This window comes from Actinomycetota bacterium, assembly GCA_040755895.1.
In the GTDB taxonomy this organism is placed as follows: Bacteria; Actinomycetota; Aquicultoria; order Subteraquimicrobiales; family Subteraquimicrobiaceae; genus Subteraquimicrobium.
On sequence record JBFMAG010000085.1, the window covers coordinates 1 to 21,044 of the forward strand.

20 protein-coding genes are annotated in these 21,044 nt (G+C 47.3%); all 20 read left to right on the forward strand.

Annotated features, from left to right (window positions below; all coding sequences use genetic code 11):
- The first annotated feature begins 393 nt into the window (after window positions 1-393).
- On the forward strand, window positions 394-1,587 hold the full coding sequence (locus AB1466_03950) for a cofactor-independent phosphoglycerate mutase (protein ID MEW6189249.1): 1,194 nt from the start codon (window positions 394-396) through the stop codon (window positions 1,585-1,587).
- A complete protein-coding gene (locus AB1466_03955) occupies window positions 1,584-2,609 on the forward strand; it encodes a glycosyltransferase family 4 protein (protein MEW6189250.1) in 1,026 nt (341 codons plus the stop codon). Before AB1466_03950 ends, AB1466_03955 begins: the two co-directional genes overlap by 4 nt.
- Before the next feature lie 210 nt (window positions 2,610-2,819).
- Window positions 2,820-3,635 (forward strand): metallophosphoesterase, encoded by an 816-nt coding sequence (locus tag AB1466_03960; GenBank protein MEW6189251.1) that lies wholly within the window; start codon window positions 2,820-2,822, stop codon window positions 3,633-3,635.
- 35 nt (window positions 3,636-3,670) lie between these two features.
- Window positions 3,671-4,996: a 2,3-diphosphoglycerate synthetase gene (locus tag AB1466_03965; GenBank protein ID MEW6189252.1), complete on the forward strand. Its 1,326-nt coding sequence runs from the start codon at window positions 3,671-3,673 to the stop codon at window positions 4,994-4,996.
- Window positions 4,989-5,930, forward strand: a complete 942-nt coding sequence (locus AB1466_03970; protein MEW6189253.1) for a 2-phosphoglycerate kinase — start codon at window positions 4,989-4,991, stop codon at window positions 5,928-5,930. Before AB1466_03965 ends, AB1466_03970 begins: the two co-directional genes overlap by 8 nt.
- Window positions 5,927-6,583 carry a fructose-6-phosphate aldolase gene (gene fsa / locus AB1466_03975; GenBank protein ID MEW6189254.1) on the forward strand — a complete coding sequence of 219 codons (657 nt, stop codon included), beginning with the start codon at window positions 5,927-5,929 and terminating at the stop codon, window positions 6,581-6,583. Before AB1466_03970 ends, fsa begins: the two co-directional genes overlap by 4 nt.
- A 268-nt stretch (window positions 6,584-6,851) precedes the next feature.
- Complete coding sequence (gene rho, locus AB1466_03980; protein ID MEW6189255.1) at window positions 6,852-8,126, forward strand: transcription termination factor Rho; 1,275 nt, start codon at window positions 6,852-6,854, stop codon at window positions 8,124-8,126.
- 90 nt (window positions 8,127-8,216) lie between these two features.
- A complete protein-coding gene (locus tag AB1466_03985; protein MEW6189256.1) occupies window positions 8,217-9,110 on the forward strand; it encodes a DUF1385 domain-containing protein in 894 nt (297 codons plus the stop codon).
- 89 nt (window positions 9,111-9,199) lie between these two features.
- Window positions 9,200-10,267 carry a peptide chain release factor 1 gene (prfA, locus tag AB1466_03990; GenBank protein ID MEW6189257.1) on the forward strand — a complete coding sequence of 356 codons (1,068 nt, stop codon included), beginning with the start codon at window positions 9,200-9,202 and terminating at the stop codon, window positions 10,265-10,267.
- A 98-nt stretch (window positions 10,268-10,365) separates the two neighbouring features.
- Complete coding sequence (gene prmC, locus AB1466_03995; protein ID MEW6189258.1) at window positions 10,366-11,271, forward strand: peptide chain release factor N(5)-glutamine methyltransferase; 906 nt, start codon at window positions 10,366-10,368, stop codon at window positions 11,269-11,271.
- Between the two features lie 279 nt (window positions 11,272-11,550).
- On the forward strand, window positions 11,551-12,234 hold the full coding sequence (locus AB1466_04000) for an L-threonylcarbamoyladenylate synthase (protein MEW6189259.1): 684 nt from the start codon (window positions 11,551-11,553) through the stop codon (window positions 12,232-12,234).
- Between the two features lie 14 nt (window positions 12,235-12,248).
- Window positions 12,249-12,941 carry a low molecular weight protein arginine phosphatase gene (locus tag AB1466_04005; GenBank protein MEW6189260.1) on the forward strand — a complete coding sequence of 231 codons (693 nt, stop codon included), beginning with the start codon at window positions 12,249-12,251 and terminating at the stop codon, window positions 12,939-12,941.
- 76 nt (window positions 12,942-13,017) lie between these two features.
- The gene (rpiB, locus tag AB1466_04010) at window positions 13,018-13,473 is read left to right on the forward strand and encodes a ribose 5-phosphate isomerase B (GenBank protein ID MEW6189261.1); all 456 of its coding nucleotides are present in this window, start codon (window positions 13,018-13,020) and stop codon (window positions 13,471-13,473) included.
- Window positions 13,474-13,484: 11 nt separating this feature from the next.
- Entirely contained in the window at window positions 13,485-14,735 is a 1,251-nt protein-coding gene (glyA, locus tag AB1466_04015; protein ID MEW6189262.1) for a serine hydroxymethyltransferase, read from the forward strand.
- Window positions 14,736-14,738: 3 nt separating this feature from the next.
- Window positions 14,739-15,263: a cytidine/deoxycytidylate deaminase family protein gene (locus tag AB1466_04020; protein ID MEW6189263.1), complete on the forward strand. Its 525-nt coding sequence runs from the start codon at window positions 14,739-14,741 to the stop codon at window positions 15,261-15,263.
- 118 nt (window positions 15,264-15,381) lie between these two features.
- On the forward strand, window positions 15,382-16,413 hold the full coding sequence (locus AB1466_04025) for an MraY family glycosyltransferase (protein MEW6189264.1): 1,032 nt from the start codon (window positions 15,382-15,384) through the stop codon (window positions 16,411-16,413).
- A gap of 68 nt (window positions 16,414-16,481) precedes the next feature.
- Window positions 16,482-17,816 (forward strand): UDP-N-acetylglucosamine 1-carboxyvinyltransferase, encoded by a 1,335-nt coding sequence (gene murA / locus AB1466_04030; protein ID MEW6189265.1) that lies wholly within the window; start codon window positions 16,482-16,484, stop codon window positions 17,814-17,816.
- Between the two features lie 30 nt (window positions 17,817-17,846).
- Window positions 17,847-18,269, forward strand: a complete 423-nt coding sequence (gene fabZ / locus AB1466_04035) for a 3-hydroxyacyl-ACP dehydratase FabZ (protein ID MEW6189266.1) — start codon at window positions 17,847-17,849, stop codon at window positions 18,267-18,269.
- A gap of 36 nt (window positions 18,270-18,305) precedes the next feature.
- Window positions 18,306-18,896: a GerMN domain-containing protein gene (locus AB1466_04040; protein MEW6189267.1), complete on the forward strand. Its 591-nt coding sequence runs from the start codon at window positions 18,306-18,308 to the stop codon at window positions 18,894-18,896.
- Window positions 18,897-19,109: 213 nt separating this feature from the next.
- A partial coding sequence (locus AB1466_04045; GenBank protein ID MEW6189268.1) for an S-layer homology domain-containing protein occupies window positions 19,110-21,044 on the forward strand: 1,935 nt, incomplete at its 3' end.

The window sequence follows — 21,044 nt, forward strand, 5'->3', positions numbered from 1 at the left end:
CTTGAGAAGCTCATAATACCTGGTCCTTGAGATTCCAAAGATCTGGCAGGCAGCCTTGACATTATGCCTCTTGTCATATTTGAAAAGCTGCACACGATGATGGATAATTAAATCATCGTGGGACATGTTTGACCTCCTTTCGGTTTTGGTTTGGATAACCTCATTTTAACCGAAAGTGTCAACATGTCCTGCGTTTGTCAAAGGGCAAAGTGTAAACCTAACTCGTTAATAATACAGTTTAGGATTTCAAAAATTTTAATTTTGGATTTGTCTAGGATTTAGGATTTAGGACTTAAGGTTGCAAACTTAGCTTCTGGAATTATGTCAGGGTATAATCCTTTAAAAGCGAAGAGTGATGAGCGGGAAAGAAGATTATGAGGAAAGGGATTTGCAGTGAAGTATGTGGTGCTCGTGCCCGATGGAGCGGGCGATTATCCCCTAAAAGAACTTGAAGGCAAGACACCCTTACAGGCCGCCAAAACTCCAAATATGGATTTTCTAGCCAGAAATGGGGTAACTGGGATCGTGAGGACAATACCCGATGGTATGGATCCCGGAAGTGATGTGGCTAATCTCTCCCTCCTCGGTTACGATCCCGTTAAATATTATACGGGGAGAGGTCCTCTGGAAGCCGCCAGTCGCGGTATTTCTCTACGAGAGGATGAGATGGCTTTCAGATGCAATTTGGTCACCGCCGATGATGTTTTGAAGGATTACAGCGCTGGTCACATCTCGACCGAGGAGGCCAAGATATTGATGGAATTGATCGATAATAAACTCGCCGGCGGGGATATCCATCTCCACCCGGGTGTGAGTTACCGCCATTTGATGGTAATTAAAGGTGATTTTTCGTCCGCGAGGTGCGTGCCTCCTCACGACATCGTGGGTCAATCAATAGAGGAAAATATGCCTCATGGTCCCGGGTCAAATACTTTGAGAGAGCTGATGATGGCATCCCGCGAGATTCTGGAGGATCACCCAATCAATGAGAAGCGAAAAAGATTGGGAAAAAATCCAGCCAATATGATATGGTTGTGGGGGCAGGGAAAAGCCCCCTCCATGCCAACCTTTGTCCATAAGTTTGGCATCCGGGGTTGTGTCATCTCCGCAGTTGATTTAATCAAAGGAATTGCCAACTACGCTGGTCTTAAAGCCATTGAAGTTCCAGGAGCAACTGGTTATTTCGATACAGATTATCTGGCGAAAGCGGAATATGCTCTCGAGGCTTTAAAAGAGGACGATTTTGTATTCGTCCACGTCGAGGCACCCGATGAAGCTGGTCATGCCCGGAACATCGAAATCAAAATGAAGACCATCGAGGATTTCGACGCCAAAGTGGTGGGGACGATATTGAGGGGCTTAAAAAATTATGGGGATCATAAGATTTTGTTGGCAACGGATCACTTTACACCCATAGCGGTCGGGACACACGTTGCCGATCCCGTCCCCTTTGCCATTTATTCAGCAACGAGCGATCAAAGGGATGAGATGGAACAATTTTACGAGTTTCCAATGCAGGAGAGTTTGCTCCATATAAATGAGGGCCATCGCTTGATGGATCTATTCATAGGAGGTGGTGTTATTTGAAAATAGCTCAGATTGCCCCCGTTTGGGAACGTGTTCCTCCCATCAAGTACGGGGGAACGGAACTCATCGCTTATTTGCTCACCGAGGAACTCGTACGCAGAGGACACGATGTCACGCTATTCGCCACGGGGGATTCCATCACCTCTGCCAAGCTTGAGTCGGTTTATCCCAAGGCACCTTCCAGGGAATTATTAGGGCATCCCGTCCCCGATCTTCTCCATGTGACCGTGGCGTACAAAAGAGCATCTGGATTTGATATAATTCATAATCACGCTGGCTATTCTGGTGTTGCTTTGGCTAATTTCGTCAGTCCTCCTGTGCTCACCACCCTCCATGGGATATTCACGGAGATTAATATCCCCTTTTATCGAACCTTTAAGAATGCGGTATATTACAATTCCATTAGTGAGGCTCAGAGAAAAGTTTTGCCGGAACTGAACTATATCGGAACTGTCTATAATGCCATCGATGTTCTCTCATTTCCCTTTAGCGAGAAGAAGAGGGATTATTATATCTATATAAGTAGGATGTCGCCACTCAAAGCCCCGCATTTAGCCGTGGAAGTGGCTCGAAGGGCGAGTATAAAGCTGATAATGGCGGGCAAAATTGATCCTGGAAAGGACATGATTTATTTCGAGGAAAAGGTGAAACCCTACATTGACGGGGATCAAATTAAATTCCTGGGCGAGATAACCGAGGACGAAAAGAAAGAACTATTGAAGTACGCCAAAGGATTTGTATTTTCCTTGCAGTGGCCCGAACCCTTTGGTCTGGTGATGGTGGAAGCAATGGCTTGCGGTACTCCGGTGATCGCTTTTCCCTTTGGATCGGTACCGGAAGTTGTGGTAGACAAGGAAACCGGATTCATTGTAAACACGCTGGACGAGATGGTGGAAGCCGTGCGCAAGGTGGACCAAATTGATCCCTTAAAATGCCGACGGTATGTGGAGGGGAGATTTTCCGTCTCCCGGATGGTTGACGATTATGAATCACTTTATCGCAAGATGCTGAGCAAAAAGTGACGAGGGACGAAGGGAAGGATTGACCGCGGAAAAAAATTGGATAAAATAATAAGCGAGTTTATTCTCTCCTTTTTCGACCACCAGATGGAAGGTCAATAGGGTTAGAAGTGGAGTCCACCCCATGTTAATTCCATAAGCTCCGAATCTATTCAGATATCAAGGATGTTCAAGTGCCCGCACCTTTAATTTTCGATTTCCTGGAGGTCATAGATGGCTAAAAAATCAAATCGGAATCCGGTTATTCTCGCGCAAATCTCCGATCTTCACGCCGGATCACAGTATTTCATTTCAAATCTCATGAATCGAACGATAGAGGAGCTCAACCAGTTAAATCCGTTAGCGGTTATTGCCACAGGTGATTTAACGGATGAGGGACTTCGGCAGGAATACAAGACAATAAGAGCCTTTTTGGATCTGCTTAAGTGCGATAATCTGGTCACCGTTCCCGGCAATCACGATTCAAGAAATGTGGGATACCTGCATTTTGAGGAGCTTTTTGGATCTCGGAATAGCGTGTTGCAAATCGAGGGAGTAACCATCGTTGGTATCGATTCCAGCGAGCCGGATCTGGATAGTGGTCGCGTTGGTCGTGAGAAATATCGGTGGATACTGGATAAATTCGAAAATTCAGGAGACTTTAAAGTCTTTGCATTACATCATCACCTACTACCAGTACCTGGGACTGGAAGGGAAAGGAATATAGTCTACGATGCCGGCGATCTGCTGGAAATACTCCTTCGCGCAAATGTGGACTTGGTTCTCTGTGGACACAAGCACGTTCCCCACGTTTGGCGCCTTGAAAGTTTGGTGGTGGTAAATGCTGGAACGGCTTGTTCTTTGAGATTAAGAGGTCACAACAAACCTTGTTATAACGTAGTGGAAATTGGTCCCGAGAATGTACGTATATATCGGAAGTACCCCTTTGGAGGTCAGGAGCTCATCGTGGAATTTTCCCCCGTGGAAAAGATGTATTGCAAATGGGAAAGGGTGAACCCCGAATTAATCGTCCGAGGTGAATCGCAATAGGTAGAGTCATTGCTCTCATTGACGGAGAGCATTATTTGCCCGTTATCCAGGCAGGTTTAGAAAGCATAAGGAATCAAGGTCACGAGCTTCTAGCTGCGGTGTTCGTTGGGGGAACGGAAAAGGTAATCAACGGAAGCGATTTGAGTTTCCTGAAGCTCCCGGTCATTTTGAATCCCGATCCCTCTCTGGGCATAAAACGGGCTTTAGAGGAGTATAAGCCCGATTTGATAATCGATCTAAGCGACGAACCCGTGGTGGGCTACAAAGAACGCTTTAAGTTTGCAAGCATCGCATTGATCGCTGGCGTCTCCTATGTTGGATCGGATTTTCGGTTCGATCCACCGAGATTTTATGATGTAGCGCAAAAGCCATCCATTTCGGTGATAGGTACGGGCAAGCGGGTGGGGAAGACCGCGATTTCGGCTCATTTTGCTCGGGTGCTTTCGAAGGCGGGGTTCTCCCCCTGTGTGGTTGCCATGGGAAGGGGAGGACCCCAGGAGCCAGAGGTCGTTCACGGAGAAACCATCGAGATGACACCGGAATTTTTGCTCGAAGTTAGTCAAGAGGGGAAGCACGCCGCCTCAGACCATTACGAAGATGCGCTGATGAGCAGGATTTTGACGGTTGGATGTCGAAGATGCGGGGGTGGAATGGCGGGGGCTCCCTTCATCTCCAACGTTTTGGCAGGAGCCGAGTTAGCCAATGAGCTTGAATCCGATATAATAATATTTGAGGGCAGTGGAGCAGCTCTTCCCCCCATAAAGACCGATTCTTGCCTGGTCACTATAGGTGCTCATCAGCCAATCGACTACATATCGGGTTATTTCGGAACTTTCAGGCTCTTCTTATCCGACTTAGCTGTCCTCACGATGTGCGAAGAGCCAATGGCCAGTGAGGAGAAAATACATCTTGTAGATCGGGTTGTGAGAAGCGAAAACCCCGATCTTAAAGTGGTTCACACTCGATTCAGACCCCGTCCTTTGAAATCCATCAGGGGCAAAAGGGTTTTTCTGACAACCACGGCTACACCGGGCATGAATGAGAGTCTCAAGGATTATCTGGAGGAGGAGTTCCACTGCCGGGTAGTGGGCATAAGCAATAACCTTTCCAACAGAGAGTTGCTTCGGAAAGATCTGCTCAAGCATAAAGGGAAGTTCACCACCTTGCTTACTGAACTCAAAGCCGCCTCCGTGGATGTGGTCACCAGTATGGGTTTGAGTTTTGGTGCAGATGTCATTTACGCGGACAATGTGCCCATTACCGTAGGGGGAGATGGAGACCTAAATGAACTATCGTTAGACCTAGCACATAAGGCTGTTGATAATTTCAAAAGAAAGCGAGAAAGGATTAGCCATGGTTAAAGAATTCGAGTTCTACAATAAACGCATAGTCATAAGCGATGACAGGCATGGGCTTCCCTATTCAAAGGGGCTCATGGCTTCTTCCATTATGGCTACTGGAATTCCTCCCCGTAAAGCTTACTTTGTGGCGAAACTCATTGAGGACCATCTCAGGGAAAATCGACGTTTTTCCGTTAGTGTAGATGAGCTCCGTTCCATCACCGCACATATCTTAAGGGAGCGTATAGGTGAGGAATACATGGAGAAATACCTCAAGTGGCAATCTTTGGGCAAGCTCGATAAGCCGCTCATCATTCTCATAGGAGGGACCACAGGTGTGGGGAAATCGACCATCGCCACGGAAATAGCTCACAGGTTGGGGATTACCCGCATCGTCTCCACCGATGCCATCCGAGAGGTTATGCGGGCGGTATTATCCAAGGAGCTCATGCCCGCTCTGTACGAATCCTCCTTCAGCGCTTGGCAATCTCTCCGAGTACCCCTTCCAAGTGCTTCTGATCCCGTGATCATAGGCTTTCGCGAGCAAACGGCAGCTGTAACCGTGGGAGTAAAAGCCATAATTGAGAGAGCCATTAGAGAGGGATTGAACATGGTAATTGAGGGCATTCACATTGCACCCGGCTTTCTGGATGCGGAATACTTCAAAAATGCCTTCGTCGTCCACATTATCATCACCGTGGAGGACGAAGATCTCCACAGGAGCCATTTTTACATCCGGGAGATAGAGACCGAGGGCTTCCGTCCCTTTGAAAGATATAGGGCAAATTTCGGAAATATCCGCAAGATTGGAGAGTACATTGAAGAACTAGCCAAACAGCACAACACCTCCATCATCTCAAGTCGTAATTTGGATAGCACGGTCTCAGAAGTACTGGAAGTGATCATCAATAAAGTTATAGTCTCCGAAAGATTTAAGGAGAAAGTGGCGAAGTGAAGATATTCATCGATACTGCGAACATTGAACATATCCGCGAGGTCAATTCCTGGGGGATTTTAAGTGGTGTGACCACCAACCCTACCTTATGTGCCCGGGAGGGAAAAGAGTTTCATTCCTCGATTAAGGAAATTTGTGAGATCGTGGACGGTCCGGTGAGTGTCGAAGCGGTGAGCATGGATAGGAAGGGAATAGTGAAAGAAGCAAGGGAATTGGCGAGAATAGCGGAGAATGTGGTCATTAAAATCCCCATGATGACGGAGGGACTAGCGGCCACCAAGGTGTTGGCAAATGAAGGCGTAAAGGTCAACATGACGTTGATCTTCTCGGTTAATCAAGCTTTGCTCGCCGCTCAGGTTGGCGCGACATATGTAAGTCCCTTCATTGGACGTCTGGATGATATCGGTCAGGATGGAATGGGAGTGCTCTCCGACATCGTCTTAGTTTATGACAATTATGGCATAGAAACCCAGGTTATCGCCGCGAGCATTAGACATCCCATGCACGTCGTCCGAGCCGCTCAAATCGGGGCGGATATCGCTACCGTTCCTTACGAGGTGCTTAAAGCGATGGTTAAACATCCTCTGACGGATAAGGGTATCGCGAAATTTCTTGAGGATTGGGAAAAACTCAAAAAATCCGTTCACCGTTGAAACTTCGTTAGCTTGTTGGCTAGTTTGCCAGTTTGCTAAAGATCAATGAGCAAACCAGCCAACTAACAAACTGGCAAGCGAGAAGAGCTGTGAACCGCGAACGGTGAACTATGAACCATGAACCATTTGAAAATATGTCTAAATATTTAACCGATAACATCCGATGTAACTACTAACCATCTCCATTGACTGTAGACCATCGCTTATTGATAATGGGTTGAATTTAACCATCAACTAACAACCGGTTTTGGGGGGAAGGTGTATTAAAATGGAAAAGACGACATTGGATAGGGCAACCCTTGAGGAGAAGAAATTAAGCGAACTTCAGCCAATCGCTGCTGACCTGGGTATCGCGGGTTCCAAAAGGATGAAGAAACAGGATCTGATCATGGCCATTCTAAAGACTCAGACGGAGGAGGAAGGTCTCCTATTTAGGAAGGGAATCCTCGATATCCTTCCCGAGGGATATGGTTTCTTGAGGACTCAAGGATATCTTCCTGGCGAGAGCGATATCTACGTCTCCCTTTCCCAAATCCGGAGATTCAATCTACGCAGGGGGGACGAAGTTGCCGGGCAGGTTAGACCACCCAAGGATAATGAGAAGTACTACGCTCTGCTTAAAATCGAGGCGGTGAATGGAGAGGATCCCGAAATAGCCCGGACGAGAACATACTTTGAGGTGCTTACACCCATTTATCCCAATGAGAGATTCAAATTGGAAACCGTACCTCAAGAGATAACTCCTCGAATCATCGATTTGATTGCTCCCATAGGTAAAGGGCAGAGGGGACTCATCGTATCTCCACCAAAGGCTGGAAAAACTACCATCCTCAAGCAGGTCGCCAATAGCATCACCACCAACAATCCGGAGGTTCATCTGATAGTGCTTCTGGTGGATGAGCGTCCGGAAGAGGTAACGGACATGGAGCGTTCGGTAAAGGGGGAGGTAGTGAGCTCAACTTTTGATCAACCATCGGAGAATCATATTCAGGTTGCTGAGCTCGTTTTGGAAAGAGCAAAACGCTTGGTGGAACACCGCAAGGATGTAGTCATTCTTCTTGATAGCATCACGCGAATGGCGAGGGCTTATAATCTAACGGTTCCACCGAGTGGGAGAATTCTATCCGGTGGTGTCGATTCAACTGCCCTTTATCCCCCGAAAAGATTCTTCGGATCAGCTCGAAATATCGAGGAGGGAGGCAGTCTGACCATAATAGCCACGACTCTTGTGGAGACGGGAAGCCGAATGGATGAAGTGATCTATGAAGAATTTAAGGGAACTGGAAATATGGAGATACATTTGGATAGAAAACTTGCCGATAAACGTATTTTCCCCTCGATCGACATCGAGAAATCGGGGACGAGGAAGGAAGAACTCCTTTTACCCTCCGATGAAGCTCAATTGATCTGGAAACTTCGCAGAGTTTTGCATGCTCTGGATCCTTCTGCAGCCATAGAGCTCCTCATCGGCAAAATCAAGGAGACGAGGTCGAATAAGGACTTCCTCATGCAAATTCAGAAAGCTCCCATCCAGGAGTATTAACCTCCATCATCAATGATAAGTTTCACCCGTAACCCATGACTATTTATACCTTCCTGTCAAAGGTCGAATAAATATTGGGGAGAATGCTTAATGGAGAAGCTTCAAATAGGGGGACAGGCGGTCCTCGAAGGCGTAATGATGAGGGGCAGGAATCACTGGGTTGTGGCCATCCGGAAACCGAATAAGGAGATCGTGATGGAGGAAAGGAAGATAAATTCGCTTTCGATGCGTTTTCCCTTTCTTAATTATTTCATCTTGAGAGGAGTGCTTGTTTTAATCGAGACCATCATTCTGGCTATACAGGCCTTAAGTCTCTCCGCCCAGGAGGTGGAAGAGGAGGTAAAGATCACCACCAAGGAGATGGTCTTTACCATATCGCTCGCCGTGGTATTGGGTGTAGTTCTTTTTGTTGTCCTTCCCGCTTGGATAGCCAAGCTCCTTGAAGGGTTTGTGAGTGGTCCGCTGACCCTCAGCATTATAGAAGGTCTGGTTAGGATAGCTATCTTCATTGGATATTTATTCACCGTTTCAAGGATGAAGGATATAGCTCGTGTTTTTGAATACCATGGAGCTGAACATAAGGTCATTCGAGCATATGAGTCAGGGGACGAACTTTCCCCCGAGGCTACTTCCAAATACAGTACCTTACATGTAAGTTGTGGGACCAGCTTTTTGCTGGTTGTAATGATTTTAGTCATCTTCGTCTTTGCTCTCTTGGGAAGACCACCCCTTTTAATCAGGATTTTGACGCGTTTGCCCCTTATACCCTTGGTCGCTGGCGTTTCTTATGAGATAATTAAAGTGGCTCGTAAATACCAGGATTCGAATTTTGTGAGGTTTTTGATGGTACCCGGGCTTCTATTGCAAAAAATGACCACGAAGGAACCCTCGATAGATCAATTGGAGGTAGCCATCCATTCTTTGAAAGCACTTTTATCTTTGGAAATGTCCGAGGGTACCGAAGAAGTGGAGGTGTTCCCCTAAAAGCAGAGAGCTCGGAAGCTCCAAAGCTCTGAAAATGGGTACCGAGCCTCTAGCTCCTGAGCCTCTGAGCTATTTAGTGGGTGATTGGAATGTTGGATAAACTTAATGAAATCGAAAAAAGATATGAGGAACTAACCAAAAAACTCAGCGATCCGGAGGTTCTCTCCGATCCCAGGAAATATCGGGAGTACGCAAAGGCTCATGCTGAACTCTCTCCCCTTGTCAACGAGATAAAGGAATATAAAAAAGTCCTCGCGAGTATTGATGAAGCCAAAGAGATGCTTCAGGAGAAGCAAGACCCTGAGATGGAGCAATTCCTCCACAGCGAGTTGCACTCCCTCGATCATAAAAAGAGCGAGTTAGAGGAAGAGCTCAAGGAAATGATGATTGCAAGAGACCCCAATGATGAGAAGGATGTAATCGTGGAGATTAGAGCAGGAGCCGGTGGAGAGGAGGCGAGCCTGTTTGCGGCCGACCTATATAGGATGTATCTCCGATATGCGGATGGCAAGGGTTGGACCACACAGGTTTTGAGCTGTAGTCCATCGGATATGGGTGGTTTCAAAGAGATAATTTTTGAGGTTAAGGGCAAAGGTGCATATGGCAAGCTTAAATACGAATCTGGGGTACATCGAGTTCAAAGAATACCCGTCACTGAGTCTGGAGGACGCATTCATACCTCGACAGCAACGGTGGCTGTGCTTTCCGAGCCCGAAGAGATAGAAGTGGAGATCAACCCCAACGATCTACGAGTCGATGTTTTCCGCTCCAGCGGTCCGGGAGGTCAGTCGGTAAATACGACCGATTCCGCGGTGCGAATCACTCACCTTCCCACGAGTATGGTGGTTAGCTGTCAAGAGGAGCGCTCGCAGCTTCAAAATAGGGAACGGGCTATGCGTATCTTGAGAGCCCGTCTGTACGATAAATTTCGTGAGGAGCAGCAGGCTGAAATCGCTGAGGCAAGAAGACTTCAGATAGGTACGGGGGATAGAAGCGAGCGGATAAGGACATACAATTTTCCTCAAGGTAGGGTGACCGATCACCGTATCGGTCTTACGGTTTATGATCTCGGGTCCATATTGGAGGGAGATCTGGATCGATTCATTCAGGCTCTAGCTGCCGCCGATAGGGCAGAAAGATTGAAGCAAGTAATTTGACTCTCGTCACTCGATACTCGAATCTCGAAAAATTTCGAGCGACGAGTGGCGACGAGGCGAGCGACAGATTGGAGAATCACACCAGTGCAGGAGCTGAAATGTTTCAAGTCCGAACTTTAATGGTTAGGGATGCCTTAAAATTGGTTGCTTCACGTTTGAAGAAACACGGCGTGGAGGGTGCGCGTTTGGAGGCTGAGCTCTTACTTCAGCACATTTTGAACCTGTCTCGAGCCGATCTCTATTTGTACTCCGATAGATTCCTCACCACTTGGGAAAAAGCATTTCTTCGTGAAGCAATTCAACATAGAATCCAGGGGATGCCCATTCAATACATCATCGGTTGGCAGGCTTTTCGCCATTTGAACTTGAGGGTTAGACCCGGTGTTTTCATCCCAAGACCTGAAACGGAGCTGTTGGTCGAGCAGGTGATCGATGTTGCAAAATCAATGGTAAAACCACTTACCATTGTGGATGTGGGCACTGGAAGCGGAGCCATCGCCTTGACCATCGCCCATGAAGTACCCCAAGCTCGTGTTCATGCTCTCGATATTTCCGAGCGAGCACTCAAATTAGCGGAGGAAAATGCGCGCTTGCATAACTTGGAAGACAAAATAATCTTTGTGAGAAGCGAGTTGTTTGAAAATTTGGATCCAAATTTATTGGAGGAAGTGGACATAATAGTCTCCAATCCCCCTTATATCCGCGAGAAGGAGATAGAGAAACTCCCAAAGGAGATTCGCGATTTCGAACCCCGACCCGCTTTAAGTGGAGGAATCGATGGTCTTAAGATTCATAAACGAATCATCGCCGATTCTCCGAGATATCTCCGGGAAGGGGGGTTTTTGGCTCTTGAGGTGGGATTCGACCAGGCTCAAAAGGTTTCAGAAATTCTTCATGGTTCCGGAAATTTCGAGGACATTCGGGTTTTAAGGGATTACTCGGGGATGGATAGAGTCGTTTCGGCGGTAAAACGAAGCCGAGCATTCATAAAAGGGCATAATTAATGTGACCTTTAACCAGTTAGCAGTACCTTATCCATTGTGATAAGGTATTTTTTATTGGACTTAGTTCAGCAAACTCTCTAAGAGCCATCCTTACAGGCGCTAGCCCATGCTTACCGGTAGGCAGGCTTAACGGTTCTCGCATATGCGCCTTCCAGGATACTCTTATATCGAATTATTAAGCGTGAATTATGTCTAGGCTATATTAAAAGATATGAAGTCTAAATTGTGTGAGCTCTACAAACTCAATTTTTTGCCAAAGTACAGTCATTGGAGATTGGGATGAAGACCGAGCTAATAAGAGTGGATGCTCATAGCCCCGATAAATCAATCATTGGGAGAGCAGCTGAGCTAATAAGGGAGGGGAAACTCGTTGCCTTTCCCACGGAGACGGTATACGGCCTGGGAGCAAATGCTCTGGATTCCAGTGCTGTGGGAAAGATTTTTGAGGCCAAGGGAAGATCCTTCAGCAAGCCTCTCGCCGTGTGCATCTCCAACTTCGAGCAATTGAATTTGATTGTAAGAGAGGTGACGCCGGTTGCTAAAAAATTGATGGAGAAATTTTGGCCCGGACCTTTAACTTTGATCCTCCTCAAAACCGATATCATCCCATCCTCGGTGACCTGTGGTGCGGAAACCTTGGGTATCAGATTTCCGGATAATAGGATCGCTCTGGAAGTCATCGAATGTGCCAATACCCCCATCGCCCTTACCAGTGCCAATTTATCAGGTCATCCAAGTCCAAGGACCGCTCAGGAGGTGCTGGCCGATTTGGGAGGGCGAATTGATTTGATATTGGATGGAGGACCTACTAGAATTGGTGTGGTATCAACGGTTTTGGATTTAACGCTTAAACCCCCTCGAATTTTACGCAAGGGAGCCATCGACACTCCGGAGATAAACGAAGTTTTAAAAGAAGCTGGTTTCGAAAGGCAGGAAAATTCCCATCAGAGGTTGAATACTTGAGTTGGGGTTCAGTCATGAGTGTAAAGATTTTATTCGTATGCAGTGGAAATACATGCCGAAGCAATATGGCCGAGGCTTTATTTAAACGATTGCTTTGGGAGAGGTTGGGAGAAGGGGCTTTTGAGATAGAGGTGGAATCCGCTGGGATTACTGCTATTCCCGGAGCCAGAGCCGCTCCTCTCGTGATTGAGGTTATGAGGGAGAGGGGAATAGATTTAAGCTCCCATAAGGCCAAGCGCTTGACCCCCGAACTCATTGAAAGAGCCGATTTAATCCTGGCCATGAACACTCAACACATGAATGCTGTGGTTAAAATGGTGCCCTCGGCCATCGATAAGGTTTTCACCTTGAAGGAATTTGCGGGGGGAAAGAGTCTTATAAGGAACATCCTGGAAAATTGCGAGGCTTATGTGAAATCCACTCAAGAATTGAGCATTGCCGATAGGGCGCGGCAACGGATTGAACAACTCCTCAGAAGATATAACGAGTTAGCTCTGGAGATGGAGGAGATAAGGAAGGAGATAGATTCCCTCAAAGAATCTCTTCCCGAGGATTTGCGATTGGAGAGTGAAAGGCTCATTGGTCTTAAGCGGGGATTCTCCCAATTTGATATCCTTGACCCCGTGGGTAGAGATTACAGGGCATATAAGGAGTGCAGAGAGGAGATAGAGGGAGAGCTTCAAAAATTAATATCCATGCTCATTTAGTCAGGTGTATTATTAACAAGATGGGTTAACACAGTCGGGGTGAAGTGCTCACCTACAACCAGTGAGAGGTGAGATAGTGAAAATAGTTATTGGTGGAGATCATGCCGGGTATGCGCTCAAGGAGAAGTTGAAGAAGTTCTTGGGTGAAAAGGGCATACAGGTTACCGATATTGGAACGAACGGCTTGGAACCGGTGGATTACCCAGATTATGCGGAGAAGGCTGCAAGCTTGGTCGCCAGCGGAGAATACACATATGGAATTTTGGTTTGTGGCACTGGGAATGGAATGGCCATGGCGGCGAATAAGATTCCGGGAATTCGAGCCGCCGTTTGCAATGATTTATATTCCACAAGGTACAGCAGGGAGCACAATGATGCCAATATCCTTGCACTTGGGGCTTGGATCATAGGCTGCGAGCTCGCAAAGAATATAATACACACCTGGCTAAATACGCAGTTCCTAGGAGATCGCCATGCCCATCGAATCAAAAAGATCACCGATATCGAGAAGAGGGTGAAAATTAGAGATTAGGGGGAAAGTGGATGAGCGTCATACGAGGAATCGACCCCGAAGTCGCCAAGGCGTTGGCGGATGAGCTCGATCGCCAGAAAAATACCATCCAGCTCATTGCCTCCGAGAATTACGCAAGCTTTGCGGTTCTTGCTGCTCAAGGTTCTGTTATGACCAATAAATATGCTGAAGGATATCCAAAGAGAAGGTATTATGGAGGCTGCCAATATGTTGATGTCGCTGAGGACTTAGCCCGGGAGCGCGCAAAATTACTTTTCAATGCGGAGCACGTCAACGTTCAACCACATTCGGGGTCACAAGCCAATATGGTTATCTACTTCACCGCCCTTGAAGTGGGAGATACCGTATTGGGATTGGAACTTACCCATGGTGGACACCTGACCATGGGAAGTCCGGTGAACTTCTCGGGTAAGCTCTATAATTTCATCTCCTATGGAGTGAATCGGGAAACGGAGATGTTCGACTACGATGAGATCCGCTTCCTGGCCAAAAAACACCGACCAAAAATGATCGTCACCGGAGCCAGCGCTTACTCTCGAATCATCGATTTCGCTGCCTTTAGAGAGATAGCCGATGAAGTGGGAGCTTTCCTCATGGCCGACATAGCTCACATCGCTGGACTCGTCGCCGCTGGTGTACATCCGAGTCCCCTTCCCCATGCCGAATTTGTGGGAACGACTACCCATAAGACCCTTCGAGGTCCACGCGGGGGAATGGTTCTATGCAAGAAGGAATGGGCAGAAGCCATAGATAAGGCGGTTTTTCCGGAAACCCAGGGGGGACCCTTGATGCACGTGATTGCGGCAAAAGCGGTGGCATTTAAAGAGGCCTTAACGAATGAGTTCAAGGAGTATCAAAAGCAGGTCGTCAAAAATTGTAAGGTACTTGCGGAGACCCTTCAGGAGAAGGGTTTTAGATTGGTCTCCGGTGGAACCGATAATCACCTTTGTTTGGTCGACCTCACGAATAGGGGAATCACCGGTCGGGATGCCGAACTGGCTCTTGATGCCGTGGGCATAACGGTGAACAAAAATACAATCCCCTTTGAAACCAGGGGTCCCTTTATTACCAGTGGGATCAGAATAGGAACCCCAGCCATGACCACTCGAGGCATGAAGGAAGAGGAGATGAGAAGAATAGGTACTTTGATTGCCAAGGTTTTGGACAATATTGGCAAGGAGAGTGTGTATAAGCGGGTTCGAGCCGAGGTAAGAGAGCTCTGTCAGAATTTTCCGCTCTATCCAGAATTGGAGGAGAATTAAAGGATGTCCAAAGGTCGAAAGTCGAAAGTCGAAAGTCGAAAGTCGAAAGTCGAATATCCAAAGTTGACTACGCTGAAGGCGCAAGGAAGACCTTCGTGGGATGAGTATTTCCTGAAGATAACCGAGCTCGTTTCCCATCGCTCTACGTGCTTAAGGAGACAAACGGGTGCCCTCCTTGTAAAGGATAAAAGGATATTGGCCACAGGATATAATGGAGCCCCCACGGGGCTTAAGCATTGCGCCGAGGTCGGATGCCTCAGGGAAAGACAGGGTATCTCATCTGGGGAAAGACATGAATTATGCAGGGGGTTGCATGCGGAACAAAATGTCATCATACAAGCGGCTCTTCACGGAATAGAAATCAAGGGATCAACCCTTTATTGTACTCATCAACCCTGTGTTCTCTGTGCTAAAATGGTCATCAATGCCGGCATAAAGAGGATTTTATTCAAGGGTGGATACCCCGATCCTTTGGCTGAAGGTATTTTACGCGAGGCAAAAGTGGAATTGATTCATTTTGCCCCATAAGGCTCATAGCTCAGTAGCTCGGAAGCTCAGAATGATTTATTTTTTACGGTGAACGGTGAACCGTGAACGGTAAACCATGAGTGACTATTAACTATCGGCTGATTTGGAAGTGCTGCCTGTGCGGGATTACCTACTCGCCTTTGCGGCGGCTATGGTAGTAGCCTATTTTATAACACCCCTCGTTGAGATCTTTGCCATCAAAGTGGGGGTTGTTGATGTACCATCTGAAAGGAAGGTACATGCCGAACCAATCCCCAGGCTGGGCGGCATTGCCATCTATCTCGCTTTTCTGCTCACACTCATCTGGTTTGTAGTCATCGAACGAGAACTGGCGGGAATCCTTTTGGGTGGCACTTTGATGTTGATCCTGGGAATAATCGACGATATCTGGGATCTATCTCCTAAGGTAAAGTTCTCAGGTCAGCTCCTTGCAGCATTAATCCTTCTTTTCTACGGAATACAAATTGAATTCGTGGGTAATCCCCTTGGAGGATTGATCTATCTGGGAGGATGGTCCCTACCTCTCACTCTATTCTGGGTTGTAGGTCTCACGAATACCGTGAATTTCATCGATGGCCTGGATGGTTTAGCCGCTGGTGTATGCGGGATAGCTTTACTTACCCTCTCTTTCTCCGCTCATCAAACTGGTCATATAGATATAGCATTTATCTGCCTCATTTTGGCTGGAAGCGCCCTTGGTTTTTTGAAGCACAATTTCAATCCAGCCAGAATCTTCATGGGGGACTCAGGGAGCATGTTTTTAGGATTCATGCTTGGAGCCATCACCGTGCAGGGTGTGATGAAAAGCATCGCTGCCATAGCTCTTTTGGTCCCCCTCGTGGTTATGGGTGTTCCAATTTTTGACGCTGGCTTTGCCATCTTCAGGAGGTATAAAAATAAGCAGCCGGTAACGCAGGCGGATGATGGTCATATCCACCATCGATTACTCCGCCGAGGATTTAGCCACAGACAAACCGTAATCATCCTTTACCTTTGGTGTTTTATGCTCAGTGCTGCGGCTCTTGCTCTGAGATTTGCTTCTCCCCAGGTCAAGATAGTTGTCTTTGTGTGTTTGGCTATCTTAAGCTTCTTTTTTGAGCGCTACATAGGCATATTTGATGAATTTAGAGAAAAAATAGAGAGAAAATGATATCGACGTAGAAATATATATGGTAATCTACAAGATAAATTCGTTGAACTCAAAGAGAAGGTAAAGTAATGGAAAGCTTCATCATCAGAGGTGGCAACAGACTCGTTGGTAGCGTAATCGTAAGTGGAGCTAAAAATTCTGCTCTTAAACTCATGGCCGCCTCCCTACTCGGTGAGGATGTGAGCGTACTCCGGAATGTCCCCAAGATAAAGGATGTTTATACCATGGCCCAGGTTCTTGAGGTATTAGGAGTTGAAGTGGATTCAAGCCAGGGGGATCAGGTTATCATCAGACCGGGCTCGCACCTCGAGTGTGAAGCCCCATATGAACTAGTGAGTCAGATGCGAGCCTCCATCATCGTTTTAGGACCCCTCCTTGCTCGACTGGGTAGAGCTAGAGTAGCTATGCCCGGTGGTTGCAACATCGGTTCCAGAAAGATCGATCTCCACATTAGGGGATTGGAGACCCTTGGTGCCAAGATAGAGGTGGGGCACGGCTATTTGGAAGCACGGGCTAACGAGCTTAGAGGAGGGTTAATTCCACTCGATTTTCCAAGCGTAGGAGCGACTGAAAATGTGCTCATGGCTGCTACCTTGGCTAGGGGAGTAACCATAATTGAAAATGCTGCTCGGGAGCCTGAGATAGTAGATCTAGCCAATTTCCTAAATCAGATGGGGGCAAGGATTAAAGGAGCTGGAACTTCGACCATCAAGGTGCAGGGAGTGAAAGAGCTTCACGGGGCTGATTACACGGTGATTCCGGATAGGATAGAGGCGGGGACATTCTTTGTTGCTGCAGCGATAACTCAGGGAAATATTCTGGTCAGAAATGCACGGGTGGAACATTTAAATCTTGTTATAAGCAAACTTAAGGAAGTAGGAGTTCAGGTGGAAGAGCTCCCCCAAGGGATTAGAGTCTCCTCCCAGGATAGACCCCAACCCGTGGATATAGCCACTCTCCCATATCCCGGCTTTCCTACCGATATGCAGCCCCAAATGATGGCTCTCTTATCCCTAGCTCGGGGCACGAGCATCATCACCGAGAACGTCTTTGAAAGCAGGTTCACCATCGTGGATGAGTTAAACCGAATGGGCAGTAACATTTGCATACGGGATCATCATGTGATCATCCGAGGGGTGCAAGGACTAACCGGGGCACCGGTCAAGGTTCCAGACTTGAGGGGAGGAGCCGCTTTAGTTCTTGCGGGACTCGCCGCCGAAGGGGTAACTGAGGTCAGGGATGTTCACCATATAGATAGGGGATATGAAAATTTTGAGCATAAGCTGAGAGCTTTGGGAGCGGATATCAATCGGGTGACCAAATACGCTATGTACGATTCGGGATACATAAGATCGGAGACTCAATTCACATCTCGCGATACGGGATACACAATCCAGCCTTAATCCTTATGGCTTACAGCTAAGGAGGTTATTATGTTGGATATAGAAGCCATCAAGAGCGTCATACCTCATAGGTATCCTTTCCTTTTAGTGGATAGGATTCTCGAGCTGGAACGGGGTAAACGTGCCGTGGGGATAAAGAATGTTTCCGCCGATGAACCCTTTTTCATGGGACATTTCCCAGAGTATCCGGTGATGCCTGGTGTGCTCATCGTGGAAGCCTTAGCTCAGGTTGGAGCGGTGGCTCTTTTGAGTTTGGAAGAAAACAGGGGGAAGTTGGCGCTCTTTGCGGGGATAGATAATTTTCGATTCAAAAAAGAGGTGCGCCCCGGCGATCAACTTCGGTTAGAGGTACAGATCGTAAAGGCTAGGGGTGCTATCGGCAAGGGGCAAGCCACTGCCTTCCTCGATGCTGAAATTGCAGCCCAAGGCGAGCTCCTTTTCGCCATCAAATAAATCTTCTCGTTTCTGTCTTTGTGAAAGGAGATAAAGATGAGGGGGGAAATCCTTAAAACCTCAATCACAAGATGCTTGATAATCTTTCTATCCATTGTACTCCTCGGAGCAATTCTGATGGGATGTCTACCCCGCAAGGAGAAAAAGGAGGTTGAGAAGAAGAAAGTAAAGGTCACCAAAGAGAAAAAGAGGGAAAGAGAGGAAGAAAAACCGGAGACGATGGTAATCACGCTTTACTTTGGCGATGAACAGGCAGAATACCTTTTACCTGAGAAAAGAGAAATACCCAGGACTGAAGCCATTGCCCGGGTTGCCATTGAGGAGTTAATAGAAGGACCGAAAGAAAGTGGACATTTCCCGACGATCCCGGAGGGAACGAGACTTTTGGGCATCAGAATCGAGGATGGAATTGCCCATGTGGATTTCTCCGAGGAGCTTGTGGAAAGACATCCAGGTGGTAGCGCCGGCGAAACCATGACCATCTACTCGATAGTGAACACCCTCGCAGAGTTTCCAAGCATTCAAAGGGTTAAATTTCTCGTGGAAGGAAAGGAGATAGAAACTCTCGCGGAGCATATGGATCTCACAGAACCCATCGCCCCCGACCCAGATTTAATCCGCCGTTAACCCCTTCTTTGAGCTCGAAAATTGTGAAGTTCATTACCCTGAACGTCCACGAAGATTAATTTTAATGAAATTTTAATAAACAATTAACGATATCTAGCAAGGATTAAAGGGAGAACTGGGTATAATAACAAGAAAGACATCATGGCTGTTCTAGAGAAGATCAGTTTTTATTCTAACCAAATAAATTTCTGAAAGTTTAAAAGGGGTGCCCATATGCACAAGAGAAAAACCAAGATAGCGCTATGTATTCTTGTAACTTGTCTTCTCTTTATCACCTCAGCGATTTCCTCCTATGCCCAAAGCTGGAGTGCATCCATCAATACCTCTCAGAATTCAAGTCGGTCTCGCAACCCCAGTCTCGCTATGGATTCCTCCAATGGTATCATTCACATGGTCTGGACGGACAATATCTCCGGCAATGATGAAATCTATCATCGAAAATTCGATGGTAACTCTTGGAACTCTCAGGTGAATATCTCCAATACTTCCGGCTCATCGGATGAACCCTCAATCGCCGTTGACTCCTCAAGGAATGTCCACGTGGTCTGGATGGATTATTTGGTGGATAACTACGAAATCTGCTATGCGAAATTCGACGGCACCTCCTGGAGCTCTCCCCGAAATATATCAAATACTTCTGCTATCTCTTGCTCTCCATCAATAGCCATTGACGCAGGTGGAAACGTGCACGTGGTCTGGGACGAGAGTAACGATGTTTACTACACCAGATTCGACGGCACCTCCTGGAGCACCCCAGTCAAAATATCGACTCTTCATAGACCAGCAGAGGGTGCCAAACCTACCATAGCTGCGGATAAAAATGGCAACGTCCACGTTGTATACAGGCGGGACTTCCTCGTTCAGTTGGATCCCCCCGTATATAACTACGAAATCTGCTACACCAGATTCGACGGCACCTCCTGGAGCACCCCAGAAGATATATCTTATACAACCAACACCGAACCCTCGAGGAAACCTACCATAGCTGCGGATAAAAATGGCAACGTCCACGTCGTTTGGGAGAAGGCGGTCATATCAACCAACTATGAGGTATATTACAGGAAGTTCAATGGTACTTCGTGGGAACCTCTCTCCAACCTATCCGGTTCCCCGGCTTTTTCCTATAATCCCTCAATAACTACGGATAAAGGTGGCAATGCCCACGTGGTCTGGCATGAAGCAACTGCGCTGACTAATCGTGAGATATACTACAAGAAATTCGACGGCACCTCCTGGAGCTCCGTTGTAAATTTATCGAATAATTCTGGAAGATCTGAAAATCCCTCCATAGTGGCGGATGCGGGTGCCAATCCCCATGTAGTGTGGCAGGATAGCACCCCTGGAAACTGGGATATTTACTATACCAGGTTGAATGTCCTTGATTCTCCCAGCGGTGGTGAAAAATGGATTGGTGGAAGTACTCACGCCGTTACCTGGACCATATCAGGGGGAACGGCACCATACACCATTAATTTATATTACTCCACCAATGGAGGCTTAACCTATCCGAATACCATAACTACGAACATAACACAATCGAGCATCGGTGGAGGCAGTTTCAGTTGGATCTTGCCTTTGATCAATTCCTCTACGGTCTGTGTCAAGATCGTGGTCACCGATGCGGATGGTGATTCCTGGTCCGATACGAGCGATGCCAACTTCACCATAGATTCAACGCCTCCGAGCACCCCAGTTGTAACCGACGACGGCGACTATACAAGCACTGCTGATCGACTTCACGCGAGTTGGACATCCTCCGATCCGCAAAGCGGTATAATGGAATACCAGTATGCAATAGGCACATCACCTGGGGCTACCGATGTTGTTCTCTGGACCTCTGTGGGTTCTTCGACCAGTGTCACCAGAACTGGTCTCAACCTGGGGAGGGGTAGGACTTATTACTTCGCGGTAAAGGCAAAGAATGGAGTTGGACTCTGGAGTACACCTGGAGTAAGCGATGGAATCATGATAATATTTCCCGATGTTCCCCCGGGTTTTTGGGCTTTCAATGAAATCATGTCCATGGCCAGCCAAGGGATAATCTCAGGTTACGCCGATGGCTACTTCCGCCCGGCGAATCCCGTCACCAGGTCCCAGTTCACCAAGATGCTCGTGAACTCCCTGGGAATCCCCCTAAACACCCAGTAC